This window comes from Segatella intestinalis (assembly GCF_029348455.1).
Classification (GTDB): Bacteria; Bacteroidota; Bacteroidia; order Bacteroidales; family Bacteroidaceae; genus Prevotella.
On sequence record NZ_JARJVV010000011.1, the window covers coordinates 1 to 14915 of the forward strand.

The following is a 14915-nucleotide window of genomic DNA, read 5'->3' on the forward strand; positions in this document are numbered from 1 at the left end:
CTGAGCCGAAGAACCCTGCAGGACTACCGAAACAACGGTGTCATCCCGTATATCCAGCTTGGCGGAAAGATACTCTACCGCGAGTCCGACATTCAGAAGATTCTGATGGCTAACTATCGTGAGGCGTACAGAATGAAGGGCTTGTAGGAGAAATACATGTCCTTGATGAGTGGGGTGAAATGAACAAGGCGACAACGTATAACTTACCGAGCGTGGTTGTTATAGGTTGTCGCCTCGTTTTATTGGCTATACCGAGTTGGTCGTGTTTGCCGGGTATCATTTGTGTTATCTGTATAAATCTAATACCATGCTAAAACACACTGCGGTGGTTCGCCCAAGTGGCTGGAGGCGCAAAGCCTCCAAGGAACGTTGCTTTATGGCAGATCTATGCCATTGGATTTTTGTTCCTTTCCCGCTTGGCAATAAGCTTATCCATGTCATTTGAAATCTTCTGCTCCGTCACCTGCGCATAGACCTGTGTGCTTGTGATGTCTGCGTGTCCCATCATCTTGGCTATGCTGCCGATGGGAATGTCCTCGTTGAGCATCAAGACTCCGAATGTATGGCGGCTGGCGTGGAATCCCAACTTATTGCTTATGCCAAGCACCATTCCAAGGGTATGCACATCAAGATAGATGTCTTTCTTCTCACCCAGTGGAAAAACAGGCTTGCTGTCGTCCGTGGTATTGTAGAGCGAAAGAATCTTCTCGGCTATCGGATGGAGTGGCACGAAGAACTCCACGCCTGTCTTCTCTCTTTCCTTGCGGATGAACTTCCTACCCTCGGAGTTCTCACTGATATGGTGAGGGTACAGTTTCTTTACATCTATATAGGATAAGGAGGTGAGCGAGGCAAAAATGAAACATCTGCGTGCAAGCTCCGTTCGCTCGTCAGCCATCGGGGTAGAGAGCATCCTGATGAAGTCTGCCTTGCTGATATGGGTCATCTTCGGGGCTGCCTTCTTCTCATACCCTATCCTGGCTATGGGATTGAAGCGGATAATGCTCCTGTCCACTGCCTTGTACATCAACATGTTCAGCCAGAGAAGGCAATGGTTCACGTAGCTGTCGATACGTCCCTGGTCTCGTTTCAGGAATAGCTTGTATTCCTCCCCGAAATTCTCGTCTATGTCCTCAAAGGCGATGTCGTCCTTATCCAACGAATGGACAAAGGCTCTCAGGTTCTTCTGCCATGTCCGCTTGTGCAGAAAGGTTTGTCTGGCTTTTGAGGTTCGATACCATTCCACGATGGTATCACCAAAGTTCAGCAAGAACCTTCCTGTCGTGTCCTTGTCCTTCAACACAGCCTTCAGCATTTCCACGGTGATGATGCCGTTGGCGACAAGAAGTGCGTTGTACTTGTCCTTGATTTCATCGAGGAAACTTGCCAATCGTCCGTTGTCCCTTGCGTTTCGTATCTCTCCCTTCTTGGCGTTCCACTCCTGTGGGGTACAGGATATGCCTGTGGAAATGGCTGCACTTTTGCCGTCAACGGTGATGCGGCAAAGTATGTTGGCTGTTCCGTCTGCCTTCACCTTCTGTCTGTTGATGTAAGGCAAAATTGAAAATGTACTTCTGCTCATAGTTGTTGTCCTCATAATATAATAATGTAGTTGAAACTGTAAAAAGAAAAGTTGAAAGCCCTGTTCATAATGCGAGAATAAAGTCCTTCCCGGTTGCAGCGATGAACTTGTCCATGTCCTCAAACAGCTTCTTTTGGGTTACTCTCGCATACCGCTGCGTCATCTTCACATCCTTGTGACCGAGCATCTTGCAGATGGTCTCCATCGGCACACCAGCCTCCAGCGTAATGAGGCTGGCGAACGAGTGTCGTCCCGAATGGTAGGAATAGGTCTTGCTCGTTTCCGCCAACTTACAGATGGTGATGAGATCGATACGAACACGATTCGTGCTCAGCAATGGGAAAAGGGTATCTCTTGCCCCGTCCTCGTATTTCGCCATCAGCTCCAACGCCTCGGGCAGGAGTTTCACCCTGGCAAGTGTTCCGGTCTTCTTGCGGTTATAGACGAGCCATTTGTCACCATCCTCCAACACCTTGACATTGGCTTTCGTGATGGAAACGGTGTCTATGAAGGCTGTTCCTGCATAGCAGGCGAAAAGAAACAGGTCACGGCTAACGGATAGTCTCGGCTTGTCTTCGGGCAGTTCCACATCACGGATTTTTATGAAATCAGACATGCTGAGAGCCTTGGGTGTCGTAACCCTTGGAGTGCCAACCCGATAATGGGCGAACAGCAGGTTCTTGCACAAGCCTCGCTCAAAGGCGATGCGGCACATCTTCTTGAAGAGCGACACATAGATGGTGATGGTTCCTGATGAAAAGCCTTTCTCGTCAAGCAAGTAATGGTGAAAGTCACTGATGAAAGGCTCGGTCAGCTGTCCGAAAGCCAAATCAGTCAACCTATACTTCTCCCCGATGAACTCAGCGAGATTCTTGCGAATCTTTCTGTAAGTCCAGACACTGCTCTTCGACATATCGATGCCCTCATGGGTGCTGAGTTCGCTGATATGCTCGTCCACGAAGGAGAGAAGGGTGGTCTGTGTCTTGACGCTGCCCTGCAAAGCCTCCTTGACATCCTTAGCCTCGAAGTCCGTTCTCTTTTCCACAAGCACATCGAAAGCCTTTTGGATGGAAAGCAACAACTGCTCGATGTCCTTGTTGGTCTCCACGGCTTCCTTGCTTTTGCCCTCCAATCGGCTGGCACGAGGATTCCAAAGCGATGGAGTGCAAGACAACTTGCAGGAGAACTGCGCCATAGTCCTGTTCACCGTGATGCGTCCCATGATGGGAGCTTTTCCATTCTTGTCCATTCCGCTCTTTTTTAGGTAGAGCAACACCTTGAATTTTTCGATTTTCATAACGCTTACATTTTGAGTGTGCAAATATAATCATTTTGTAAGCGTTCCGTGATACGCAAAACATTGAGAATCAGCGCAATAAAATCCGTTGATGCACAAAGTTGCCTTTCCGCATTGTTACCTGCTTTGCATAGGTAACTGTGGCTCACGATTTAGTAACTGAACTACTTCAATATTCCTCACTCGCTTGCTTTATGCCGATTTGGCAACTTTGTGCAAATCTACTCATTCCCAACTGTTTACGTTCCAACCTCTCTTATTCTCCTTTGGCTGCTTTAGAGCTTTATGTTAATAAATAAAAAACATTGAGATAGAGAACTTCAAGTTCTTCAAGGATGTCTTTTCCATAAATGTGGATAATAAAAACATTTTACTATATGGTGAAAATGGAGCAGGCAAGAGTTCTATTTATTGGAGTGTCTATACCCATTTTCAGGCATACGCAAAGAATCAACAAGAGGCACAGAAATACTTTACTGCCAATCATGCACAGAATCTTCGCAATAGATATGCAGCAGCAGATGATGATTCTGCTATCAGGATAAGTTTTGATAACGGAAAGGGATCAACCAAAATTGTAGAAGATTCTAATAAATGTTATTATGCTGATGATCCAGTAGTTTTGAGATTCATGAAGTTTACATCGATGTCGAGTGACTTTATGAATTACAAGTTCCTTTCTTCGCTGTTTGATTTTAGAAATAGTCAAGATAATGAAGTGTTTTTCTTGTTCGAAAAAGAAGTTCTTCCATATATAGATTTGGATAATCAACTATGGCTTATAAGTGGAGAAGATGCAGATACTAATAATGCAGGTGAATGGTGGGGATATCTTGTTCGAACATTCAAATCTGATGAGATACCAAGAAGTCAAAGAACCAATAGCTTTGACCAACGGACACCTCTTTATAAAAACTATCAAGATCTTTTGCATCAATTTAATGATTTGCTGCATTCTAAGTTGAAAATGTTGATTGCGAAAGCCAATGTCATTATCAAGAACGAATTTCATTTGGAATCAGAAATAATCTTGCAATATAAGGATGCTTCTTTTAATGACAGATTAGGCAACAGAAGATTTGATGGAGAGCTTCATCGTCCAAAAATATATTTAAAGGCATCGATGATTTCAGATCATCTTGTTGATAAATCCCTTATAGAACATCCTCGTTCTTTCTTTAATGAAGCAAAGATTACATGTATGGCATTAGCTTTACGTTTGGCAATATTGGATAATCATCCTACTACCAATGAAGCTCCATCAGTTTTATTCGTAGACGATCTTCTAATAAGTCTTGATATGTCTTTTAGAAGGAAGATTATTGAGATACTGCTGAAATATGCGGATAAATTCCAAACTTTCATCTTTACACATGATCGGGCATTTTATCATTTGGTATGGAGCGAAATTGGAATAACGAGAAGTCAAAATAAATGGAAGAAATTTGAATTGTATATGCAACATAAAAATGGCATACCAGGGTCTTTCATACTTGAGCCTAAGAAGCCATTAGAAGAGGCAAAAATGCATCTGCATAATTTTGAGATTCCTGCAAGTGTGAATGCTGTAAGACGAGCTGCTGAGCATGAATTGAAAAGACTGTTGCCTGCCAACTTGATGTACGATTTAAAATCAAAAACACTTCTGTGTGACTTGAATGGCCTGATAGATCATTATAGGAAATTTGCTAATAAAATAGGTCTACCAGATGTTATTCCTCATCTCCAAGATGAACGAAAACTTCTGCTTAATCCTTTCTCTCATGATGATATAGATACACCATTCTATCGTACAGAATTGGAGTTGACGATAAATGAAATTGAAAATCTTTCTAAGATAGATAAGAAAATTGTAGTTGATACGGAAGATGTCAACGAAAAAGAATTTGTCTTCAGAATGGAAAAGGATGGAACTGTCTATGAGTTTATAATCATTTTTAAAGAGAGGTTCTGTGAGTATAAATATGAGGGAAACAGATATTGGAATAGTCCCAAAATAGAATTGAAATCTTCGTGTGTCGAAAACATTGATTGCAAAGAATGGGAACTAAATAGGTTCTATGAGAGATTATGTTTGTTTGTGTATCATAGCACGGATGGAACGCCAAAAATAATCGAATGTTTGAGAGATAAGGTTACTGGCGATTTATTGTAATTAAATAAGGTGTCCTCATTAATTTTTCATCCAGCTCTCAGCAAAGCGGTCCCATCCCGCACACCCCTTCTGGCGTAGACCTCTGATGGTCCGCCAACCTTATAGCGAAGCGGTTTGAGCACCGAGTAGGGCGGTTGGTACATCCCCTGTACCCTGAGGGAAAAGGTTGTGCAAATGAGCGCAATGAAAGTTCGCTTTCATATTGCCGAGTGCAGCCAACCTTCTCCATGAGAAAAGGGGCTTGGGGAAAGCGGTGGCCCCTCCCTTAAGGTTAAGGGAGGACTGGTGGGTTTTCGAAAAAAGCCTTCTTTAATGGGAAAAAGCGGTGCCAATGAGCGAAATGAAAGTTCACTTTCAAATTGTCGCGTGCAGCCAGTTTTATAAAAAAAAGGACGGGTTGATTTTAGAAAAAAGAAAAAACACAAGAATCTGATAGAGGCTATCGTAGAAAGCAACCGTACCCGCAAAGACTATATCGCCGATGCCGTATTGCAGAAAGCAGGCTGGTATAGCTATACCGAGAACAACCAGTTTGGTGCCGAAGTCAGTTCATGCGTCATCGGTGTCTATTGCCTGACGATGAAATCCAATTCCGACAACTTCCGCCAGTCTGCCATTCAGGGCATCATGAAGCGTATCAAGGTAAAGGGTGCAGAGGTGATCATTTATGAGCCAACACTCGAAGATGGCAGCATCTTCTTCGGCAGCAAGGTTGTCAATGACTTGGAGACATTTCTTCACATTGCTATCCATGCAGCACTTCAAGAGAGTATCACCATAAACTCCGGTATGCTCAGCAACCAATACAGCATCGCTTGGAAGGGTTTCTAAAAACCTTCCGATACTCTTAAAATTGTTCTTTACAACCTTATGTGAAGGTTGGTTTGATACTTTTTTTGATGTCAAGTCGAAAAAACTTACGTCAAATTTCTCTTTTGCCAAATTTATTCCGTATATTTGCATATTGAATAAAGTTTTTTATAAGAAGGGTGCTCCGTTCTGAGCGGCTACAACTATACTACGAGTCCTGTCTTGTTCTACACAAGCAGGCTAATTTACTCTCAAGCTTCTGCTCAGAAAATATCCAGTTTCCCAAACAGGGCTAAGCCTTTACTATGTTAGAAAGGGCACAGGGTTAACGCTGGATATGGAGTATTCTTCTTTTTTATTGTACTTATCTATTTTCCTGCAAAGTTAACAATAGTTTGCAGATATAAAGATTTTCATCTCTTTATTTTTCCAAGTGCAAATATAATAGTAAGGGCAAAAGCTTTACATATCGCAAAGAATTTTCATTTTTTATTAGGTGTTTTTTAAAGCTTTTGCCCTTACAGGGCGCCAGGCTAACGCCCACAAACCCAGGGCGTTGCCCTGGGCTAAGAGCTTCTTGCCCTTTCAGGGCGTGCTGGTTGTGTAAGCTTCTGCCCCTTCAGGTAGGGTGTTCAAAATCTATTAATTTTCCGACACGTTTTTTGCACCAAAATACAAGTTAATTCACACGAAATCAACGTGTTAAGAATTCAAAAATGTGACATTTTTTAGTTCTGCGCAATATTCGTGTCGATAATTATTGAATATCAGTTAGTTGAACCGATTATTCGACTAAAAAACGTGCCAAATTTTAAACGGATTTTGAACACCCTACCCTTCAGGGCGTGCTGGGTAATTTCAACCGTACAGCTCGCAAGAATTTGAGCAAGAAAGGCTGTTGGCTATAACTTCTAACGGCCGAAGGGAGTGATAACTTCTTTAACTTCTATAACTTCCCTCCCAAAGAAACTTCTATAACTTCTGGACTTGCAAAAGTTTACTCACAATAAAAGGAGAATAAAAAATCCCCCGCAGCGGAGAAAGCTGCGGGGGAAAGTAGATAGAGGTTAGATGTGGAAGTCGATGTCTTCGAGCCAGTCTCGAACATCGAAGCACGGACAGTCCTTTCGGACATTAGGCAGGTCGCGGTGGCCCAGGATCTCGGCATCGGGATAATCCACGCACAGGCTATGCAGCAGTTCCTCCATCGTCACTTTCTGGGCCAGAGTACGGGTGTCGGCGGGATGGCCGTTCGCGTCGAGTCCGCCCTCATAGCAGATACCTATGGAGTGGGCGTTGTAGTGGCGGGCATGAGCCCCTGCGATGCGCTCCGGCCGGCAGGGATAGAGGGTGCCGTCCTTGGTGATGTAATAGTGATAGCCGATGGTGTCGAAGCCGCGTGCCTTATGACAGGCTTCCAGTTGTTCAACAGTGAAGTCTTGGTTCACTCTCGTGGCGCTGCAATGCACCACAATCAGATTGATGTCTCTCATGATATTCGTTTTTTACTCTTTTACCCTTTTACCTTTTTACTCTTTTACCCTTTTACCTTTTTACTTTTTTACCTTTTAAAGGTTCTGACAGGAGCTGACGCAAAAAGCGCTGGTTATCGCTGTGAGTACGGTGATGATGAAGTTGATGACTGCTTTCCAATTTTCTTTTTTCATGGTGATAAATGTTTTAAAATGTTTAATGTTTAATATTTAATATCAGGAAGTTAAAGGAGTTAAGGAAGTTAAGGAGTTAAGACGTATGTCTTGCTGCTTAAAAAACTACGCCAAAAAGACTGTTGTCTTAACTCCCCTCTAATTTAACTTCTGAAAGTCGGGCGATGGTTATTCACCCTCGCCGCCTCCGGGATTGTCGCCTCCAGCAGATGGGGTGTCGCCGCCTTGAGAGGTGCCGCCGCCACCTGATGGAGTGCTACCGCCACCCTGAGAGGTACCGCCGCCCGACGGAGTAGAAGGAGAGACCTTGTCGGTGGTGCCGTCACCAGTGAGCGCAGTAGCCTTCTTCAAGGTAGCATCGAGGTTGAGCTTGTCGCTCATCAACTCGCCAGTGGCACGGGCACGGAGCTTCACGCCCTCGATGTTCTTGGTGATGGAGAAGTCCTTCTCGGTGTCGGCACCCAGCTTGTTCTTGATGCCGATGGAGAAAATCGCCAGGTTGTCGATCTTCACGGCGATGCCTTGCAGGGCAAGTTCCCTGACGCAGATCACCATGTCGGTGAGCATGCCCTTGATGGCACCGGGCGAGAAAGGCGTGTTGTGGCCCGACATGTGGGTGGCAAGACCGTCCATTCCGATGGTTTGAGTTACAACAGGGTATGCGTAGTATTTGCCGTACGCATTCGGCATCTTCTTGTTCTTGTTTTTCTTTAAATTGTAGAGAATCATGGTGTTAAGTTATAAAAGTTAATAATATTTAGCGACAAAGGTCTGCGCGCTCGTCCCGATGTTTCGCTAAGTCACTCTCTCTGAATGACGATGCAAAGATACGACATTTTTGCGAGTCAACTATACGCTAATGGGCATAGGCCGAAAAAAAGTGCAAAAAAATTATGGATCACCTATAAAATCGTAAATAATCTCTCGCTGGACGGGCGAAAAGTACCGTTTCTTGGTGCGATAGCCACAGGCCCGCAGCTTCTCTACGAGGGGAGGGCAGCGGTTGATCCATCGCATCAGGTGGTTGACAGCTACGTGGCGCTCGGCGTCAGGGAAATATTCGTGGGCGAGGTCGTGCTTGCTGATGTAGTCTTTCTTCATGATAGATGTTTAATTTCTTCGTTAGCAATATAATGTTTGTCATGTCTCAGTAAGTCACAGAGAAAGCTCAGTGACTTACCGGGAAATCTCTGTAAGTCATTGGCTGGCGTCCTGTTCCATCTTGTCGCTTGCACAATAGAAGGCTTCGCTGTTGATCTCGGCCCCCTCCTTCTCGACGACAAACCATCCGTTGCCCTTGCGGCGATGAGCCTTGGGGAATCCCAGCCTTGACATGATGCTGCCGATGCTCTGGTATTCAAAGTTCTTCCGCATGACAGGGTTGGTGCAGATGCGCTCCACAATCTCGGCAGTATAGCGGAACTTGATAAACCGCTCAGACGTGTCGGGAGTCGGAACACGATAGAAACGCTTGATTTGCTCCTCAGCATAGTTGGGCACCATGAAGAGCAAGTTGTGCTGTTGCATCTCGGCGATGTCCTCCTGTGTGAGCCAATACACCCATCCTTCCTCGCCACGCATCTTTCGCTCCTTCACCTCCTTGCCAAGAGCCACGCACTGGGAGTAGATGCCCACATAGTCCAACGGCTCGTCTCTCGGGCTCACGATGCTCTCCGCAATCCAGGGCGAGTAGCGTCGGTTCTCCGGGTCGGTGATGATCTGCTGGTTGTTGGTGGTACCCGCCACTGTGGCACGATGGTCCAGGTCGCTGCGGAATCGGTCGTAGGGCCTTCGGATGGAGAAATGCAGTTTGGTCATGTTGCTCTTGAAGGCATTGAGGTTCTTGCCGAAAGCGGTGTCGAACTCGTCGAGGCACATCAGAATCTTGCATGAGAAAGCCTCCATGAAGTCCTTGTCGGTGTATATCGCCGCCGACTCGTTGAGGTAGTAATCGCGGAGCTGCGGCGGCAACAGGTAGTTGAAGAACGTGCTCTTGTAGATGCCGCCCTTTCCCACCAGGATGAGCATCACCTGGTTGACCACCTCCGGAGTGACCCATCCCACCACCATCGCTACGATCCACTTGCAGAAGTATTTCTTGAAGGTGGCCTGGTCGTGGTGGTAGCCCTGATGAGGGATGATGCGTATGCGGTCTGCCAGTTCGCCGATGTAGTCGCGTTTGCCGTCCCATGGTGGCAGCGACCGGAGGTAGTCCTCCACAGGGTCGCACTGCACGGCAAAATCGCTGTGTATGACAGAGATGAGCTTCTGCATGTTGATGTTCATGCCCTCTTCCTCCATCTTCACCCAGAGCGAGTTGAGGATGTTGTCATCCAGGTTCACCCACTTCAGAAACTTAGGATTTCCCGCCATGCGGCTCATTATCTCGTGCCTGCCGGTCACCATGTTGCGCTGTATCTGGTATCTCATCGAGAGCCACTGCTTGATATACTTCACGGAAGTTTGCCCACGATACGACTCGCCCTCTCTGAAATAGTGCCAGGAGCCGAACCGCTCCGTCTTCTTGTAGCACGACTTGATGACGGCAGCCGTGTCGGGATATTCGTGAGAGAAATGAGCTTCTGCATAGTCGAGAGCCTCCCTGAATTCGATGCCATAGCGGTTGCAGATGCTTCCGAAGTACATCACATACTCGTTGTGGCGGTGCGGTTCGAAGACGAGCCCCCAGTTGTGGAGCGTTTCCAGTACATGCATCTTCACCTCCTCCATGGTAGGTTTCTCCGCCGACAGTTTGATGCCATTGGCTTTGCTTCCCCTGACCACTTTGGAGCGCTCAGCAGCCTGCTTCTTGCTCTTCTTCTTGCGCAGCAGCGAGGAGGTGAACTTAGACAGTTCCTTGTCGGTGAGGACTATCGGTTCGGCATCCCAGTTGAAGAAGGCCTGTTCGTCGTGGGCGAGTCCCGACAGCCGTAGAAAGTCCACGCACTGCCGGTCGGCCTTGATGCCCAGCAGGGAGTCGAACAGCGCCATCGCCTTCTGCAGCATCGCCTGGTGCAGTTCCACGAAAGACAGTTCACATCCCTCGGGTCGCTGATAGCCCACGATGATACGCAGCCCATTGCCGCTGATGGTGCGGTAGGCGATGAGGACGTGGGGAGAATGTCTGATGAGTTCGAAGAGAATCCCCATGGTCCCGGAGGACAAATGGTCGTAGTCGAGTCCCAGGCATCCCACTTCGCCCATCACGTTTTCCAGCAGTCTGCCCCTGCCGTCCAACTGTGCGGCGAAACAGATGCCGGTCGACAGAGGTTTTACTTTGCTGTCGGCAAGTTGCTTACTCACGGCCAGGGCCTTTCGATACGACTCAGTGATGGCAGCCAGTTCGTGGTTGCGCAAAATCAGATCCTCCAGCTCCTGACGGCAGCTTAGTGGGCGGCTCATCTTAGAGTCGAGCTGAGAGAAGACAGATGGCATGAAACCATCGCGTGACGTTGTGAACGCCTTTTTAAATATATTCATTCTTTTTTATATGTTTTATGGCATTACCCATATAGTTAAATTTCTTTCTTTATTTAATTTCTTTCGCGTATGCGTGTGAAAGTAAGAAACGAGGGTTCACCCTTCACATCAGCGTCGGAAGTCCGATAAACAGACGGGTTTCGGGGCGTGACCCCACCCTTCACAGGTATTCACGGAGATGTCACAAATAGCGTCAAATGGTGAACCCTTGGTGCAGCAAAAGTCCGAAAGGTGAACGCTCTTTATATAGGGAGTTTTCCAATAGGAAGTATGCTTAGACAGGTAGATTGTAACCGATGACAAAGATAAAATTAAATACATAAATAACCAAAATCTATATGTTCTACATGTAGAGTATAAAATTAACAAAAATTATGGCTTACATCAAGCATTTTACAAATCTTAACGCCTTTTTCGGGCATGTTTTGCACGCAGAAAAGCCCGGATTCGATAGGCGACGTAAGGAAGACCATGTCCGTCCGAAGACAATTAAGCGAGTCTAAGACGGAAAAGTTTTAGAGTTGGCCCAGGCCTATCTGCTCACCCGTCATACCCTCAAGACCGTATCGACGGACCGCCAGAAATTTGAGAAAATCTGCGAAATCCTCGACGCCTTGGAGGCCGACAACCAGGCAGCCAATCCTGGCGACGATCCCCTGTTCGAAGGCGGTTATCTGGCCGCCTTCCGCCGCCTGATGACTCAAGTCTGGGATAGATGATTCCGATTCAGGGATGGTGTTCAGAAGTTATCATTATGGGGAGTTAAAGAAGTTATCCCATAAGCATTCGTTCTGAGCAAATTGATGACAGCAGAGCAAAAGTACCTTTAGCTGGCATTGAGGAAAATAACTTTTTCCCAAAAACATTTGGAAGTATCACAGAAAAAGTATATCTTTGTATGCAAAGTTTAATTATAAGGAGGTTAAATATGAACATAGAAGAAAAAAAAGCAGATTTTATGCGTCGTTTCAAGGCTTCGAGGGAGCGAAAGGCTGAATACATAGCGCAAATGGAGAAGCGTATGCGTGAGGACTATCGTCGCAGAACAGGTAAGGAAGCAGAATCATTTTGTGTGTTGTAATAATGAAGCAATTAGATTTAGTGAAGATTAATAGGTGTGCACCTTATTTTGGTAGATGAATATGGAATAGACAATGTTGCTGCTGTAATCATCAGAAATGACAATCCTAACCTTGGTAAAGTATTGGCAGAATTTGGAGAAACAATAGAAATGTTTAGCCATAAACCAAGTATAGGTTAATAATGCAATATTCTTCATTCGAGTTTTGATAAGTGCAGAGCTATAGGCTTTGAGGAACCAAAATAACTTTTTCCAAAAAACTGATAGGTATCACTGCTTGTATTATAGTGTGGACTGTCAGTCTTGGTGTAATACTGTTGGTGTATCAGCAAGGTGGTTCCATAATCCTCCTTCATCGTATCCCTGCGTTTCCATAAGCGGCTCTTCAGCAAGGCGGGTTCATCCCCGCACAAAAAACCGCAGCTCCGCTGCTGGCGAAGACCTCTGATGGTCCGCCAACCTTATAGCGTAGCGGTTTAGAGCGACGAGAAGGAGCGGTTGGCACATCCTTTCCCTTCTGAGAAGGGAGAGGCTTGGAGAGAGATGTGGAGCCTTCCTTAAGGGTAAGGAAGGACGGGTAGGTTTTCGAAAAAAAAAGCACCGAGTAGGGCGGTTGGCACATCCTTTCCCTTCTGAGAAGGGAGAGGCTTGGAGAGAGATGTGGAGCCTTCCTTAAGGGTAAGGAAGGACGGGTAGGTTTTCGAAAAAAAAGCACCGAGTAGGGCGGTTGGTACATCCCCTGTACCCTGAGGGGAAAGGGGCTTGGGGAAAGCGGTGGACCCTCCCTTAAGGGTAAGGGAGGACTGGTGGGTTTTCGAAAGACTCTTAAGGTTTAAGGAAGGACTGGTGGGTTTTCGAAAAAAAAACTTATAATCCTTTGGCTTTTACGCAGAAAACCCTTATATTTGCACAGAATTTAAAAAACAGGAGGAATTATGGAAACATTGAATAAAGAATTTTGGGAGAAGCGTGATGCTGCAATGAAAAGATTCATGGCATCAAAGGAAAGAAAAAGAAAGCGTATGGCAGAGTTAGAACAGATGCTCCGTCAGGATTATCTTGCTCGTACAGGAGAAGACCCAAAGTTTGTAAATGTTTGGTGAAATGAAAGAGCTTTCTTTGAAAATGATTAATGCCTCTTCACCGTATGATGTTATGATGGTAGATTCAAACACTTATCGTTTCGTAACAGATTATGGCGTAGAGATAGCTATTAGCTTTGATCTTGATGACTTGCTGGAACATTGCGAGGCATACATGTTTAATATTACGAATGTGAACAAGCATCGTTCTCCTCGTGATATGAAGGTAAGAGATACAGTAATTGCTGTAATAGACAATTTCTTTGAGACAAACGAGTTTGCTCTCCTTTATATATGTGAAACGGGTGATAGAAAGCAAGCATTGCGAAATCGCTTATTTGATTCTTGGTTTGCTTATGCTAATGGCAAAGAACAATATGTAATTATGGTTGCTAATATCCAAGACTTAGAAGGAGTAAATAATTATGCAGCAATGATTCTGAGAAAAGATAATCCAAATTTTGTAGATTATGTTTCTGAATTCAACAATACTGTTAATTTATTTATGTTGAAGCCAGAGCATTAGCAAGATGGCCCCAAAGCAGCAAGCCTCTATTCGTGTCCCTGCGTCCCCATAAGCAGCAATCTCAGCAAGTTGCGAGCAATCAGCATCGAGCATTCTTCATCGTATCCATGCGGTTCCATCAGCATCGAGCAAGCATCCTGCATCGTATGTCCTTGCGGTTTATCCCGCACAAAAATCCGCAGCTCCGCTGCTGGCGAAGACCTCTGATGGTCCGCCAACCTTATAGCGAAGCGGTTTGAGCACCGTTTCTGTCCCCTACAAGGGGAACCGAAGGGGTCGTAAAGACTATTGAAAGGGCGGTTGGCACATCCTTTCCCTTCTGAGAAGGGAGAGGCTTGGAGAGAGATGTGGAGCCTTCTTTAATGGTAAAGAAGGACGGGTTGATTTTAGAAAAAAACTTAAGGGTAAGGGAGGACTGGTGGGTTTTCGAAAAAAAGCTAATAATTTCTTTGTAATTACGTAAAACAATCGTACTTTTGTCGCTATATTAGCAATAAAAATGTATGAATATGGCAAACGATAATAATATACAGCCAGTGGCTGACGATTCACAGATAGTGCTTTATCAACCAGATGAAAGCATCTCTCTTCATGTAAAAATAGATGGAGCTTTCAAAACAGTGTGGCTTTCTATAGACCAAATGGCAGAGCTATTTGGACGAGATAGGAGTGTTATAGGTAAGCATGTGCGAACTATATTTAAAGAAGGAGAATTGCAGAAAGATTCAGTTTGGGCAAAATTTGCCTACACTGCCTCAGACGGCAAAACATATCTGGTTGATTATTATAATTTAGATGTTATAATATCTGTTGGTAATGGCGTAACGAGTCTCATGATCGTTGGCTCATTATAGATGATAGTCTCTATCATTGTGGTCATTCATTAAATGCCAATGGTGGTCACAAGATTTCCACCATAGCCCTGATGGGAACCTCTCCAGAGTCGATCCTGTCCAAAGTCGAATAAAAAGTATTTTCATCACCTATCAAGGCTGTCCCTAAGCAGCAAGCAGCCCTTTAGCAAATCCTTGAGTGAAAGCGGGTTCATCCCCGCACAAAAAACTGCAGCTCCGCTGCTGGCGTAGACCTCTGATGGTCCGCCAACCATATAGCGTAGCGGTTTGAGCACCGAGTAGGGCGGTTGGTACATCCCCTGTACCCTGAGGGGAAAGGGGCTTGGGGAAAGCGGTGGACCCTCCCTTAAGGGTAAGGGAGGACTGGTGGGTTTTCGAAGA

14 protein-coding genes and 1 pseudogene are annotated in these 14915 nt (G+C 45.4%); 8 read left to right on the plus strand and 7 right to left on the minus strand.

The features are described from left to right. Positions 1-147: helix-turn-helix domain-containing protein (locus P3T48_RS08430; RefSeq protein ID WP_276506487.1), on the plus strand; the 147-nt coding region annotated here is incomplete at its 5' end. Between the two features lie 238 nt (positions 148-385). On the opposite strand, the gene P3T48_RS08435 is transcribed toward P3T48_RS08430, so the two are convergent. Beyond that, positions 386-1582, minus strand: a complete 1197-nt coding sequence (locus P3T48_RS08435) for a site-specific integrase (protein ID WP_276506392.1) — start codon at positions 1580-1582, stop codon at positions 386-388. Between the two features lie 64 nt (positions 1583-1646). Then, positions 1647-2879, minus strand: coding sequence for a site-specific integrase (locus P3T48_RS08440; protein WP_276506393.1), 1233 nt, complete (start codon positions 2877-2879; stop codon positions 1647-1649). Positions 2880-3189: 310 nt separating this feature from the next. Here P3T48_RS08440 and P3T48_RS08445 point away from each other — a divergent pair, with 310 nt between their 5' ends. Beyond that, a complete protein-coding gene (locus tag P3T48_RS08445; RefSeq protein ID WP_276506488.1) occupies positions 3190-5034 on the plus strand; it encodes an AAA family ATPase in 1845 nt (614 codons plus the stop codon). Between the two features lie 423 nt (positions 5035-5457). Next, positions 5458-5769, plus strand: a pseudogene (locus P3T48_RS08450) (UDP binding domain-containing protein); the annotation flags it as partial. 1142 nt (positions 5770-6911) lie between these two features. Here P3T48_RS08450 and P3T48_RS08455 read toward each other — a convergent pair. The 5 genes from P3T48_RS08455 to P3T48_RS08475 form a co-directional block, all read right to left on the minus strand. Then, positions 6912-7337: an N-acetylmuramoyl-L-alanine amidase gene (locus tag P3T48_RS08455; protein WP_022251685.1), complete on the minus strand. Its 426-nt coding sequence runs from the start codon at positions 7335-7337 to the stop codon at positions 6912-6914. A gap of 75 nt (positions 7338-7412) precedes the next feature. Then, positions 7413-7511, minus strand: a complete 99-nt coding sequence (locus P3T48_RS08460) for a smalltalk protein (RefSeq protein WP_022251684.1) — start codon at positions 7509-7511, stop codon at positions 7413-7415. 168 nt (positions 7512-7679) lie between these two features. Further along, positions 7680-8240: an HU family DNA-binding protein gene (locus tag P3T48_RS08465; RefSeq protein WP_158464264.1), complete on the minus strand. Its 561-nt coding sequence runs from the start codon at positions 8238-8240 to the stop codon at positions 7680-7682. A 162-nt stretch (positions 8241-8402) separates the two neighbouring features. Continuing rightward, entirely contained in the window at positions 8403-8612 is a 210-nt protein-coding gene (locus P3T48_RS08470; protein WP_217759059.1) for a DUF4248 domain-containing protein, read from the minus strand. 96 nt (positions 8613-8708) lie between these two features. Then, positions 8709-10991, minus strand: a complete 2283-nt coding sequence (locus P3T48_RS08475) for a VapE domain-containing protein (protein ID WP_276506394.1) — start codon at positions 10989-10991, stop codon at positions 8709-8711. A gap of 521 nt (positions 10992-11512) precedes the next feature. Between P3T48_RS08475 and P3T48_RS08480 the strand changes: the two genes are divergently transcribed. The 5 genes from P3T48_RS08480 (at position 11513) to P3T48_RS08500 (ending at position 14534) form a co-directional block, all read left to right on the plus strand. After that, entirely contained in the window at positions 11513-11710 is a 198-nt protein-coding gene (locus P3T48_RS08480) for a hypothetical protein (protein ID WP_158464261.1), read from the plus strand. A 209-nt stretch (positions 11711-11919) separates the two neighbouring features. Then, on the plus strand, positions 11920-12072 hold the full coding sequence (locus P3T48_RS08485; protein WP_144152593.1) for an ABC transporter ATP-binding protein: 153 nt from the start codon (positions 11920-11922) through the stop codon (positions 12070-12072). A gap of 935 nt (positions 12073-13007) precedes the next feature. Next, on the plus strand, positions 13008-13175 hold the full coding sequence (locus P3T48_RS08490; RefSeq protein ID WP_217759062.1) for a hypothetical protein: 168 nt from the start codon (positions 13008-13010) through the stop codon (positions 13173-13175). Next, complete coding sequence (locus P3T48_RS08495) at positions 13165-13680, plus strand: DUF6169 family protein (protein ID WP_276506395.1); 516 nt, start codon at positions 13165-13167, stop codon at positions 13678-13680. Before P3T48_RS08490 ends, P3T48_RS08495 begins: the two co-directional genes overlap by 11 nt. A gap of 509 nt (positions 13681-14189) precedes the next feature. Then, positions 14190-14534, plus strand: a complete 345-nt coding sequence (locus tag P3T48_RS08500; protein ID WP_276506396.1) for a virulence RhuM family protein — start codon at positions 14190-14192, stop codon at positions 14532-14534. Positions 14535-14915: the final 381 nt, after the last annotated feature.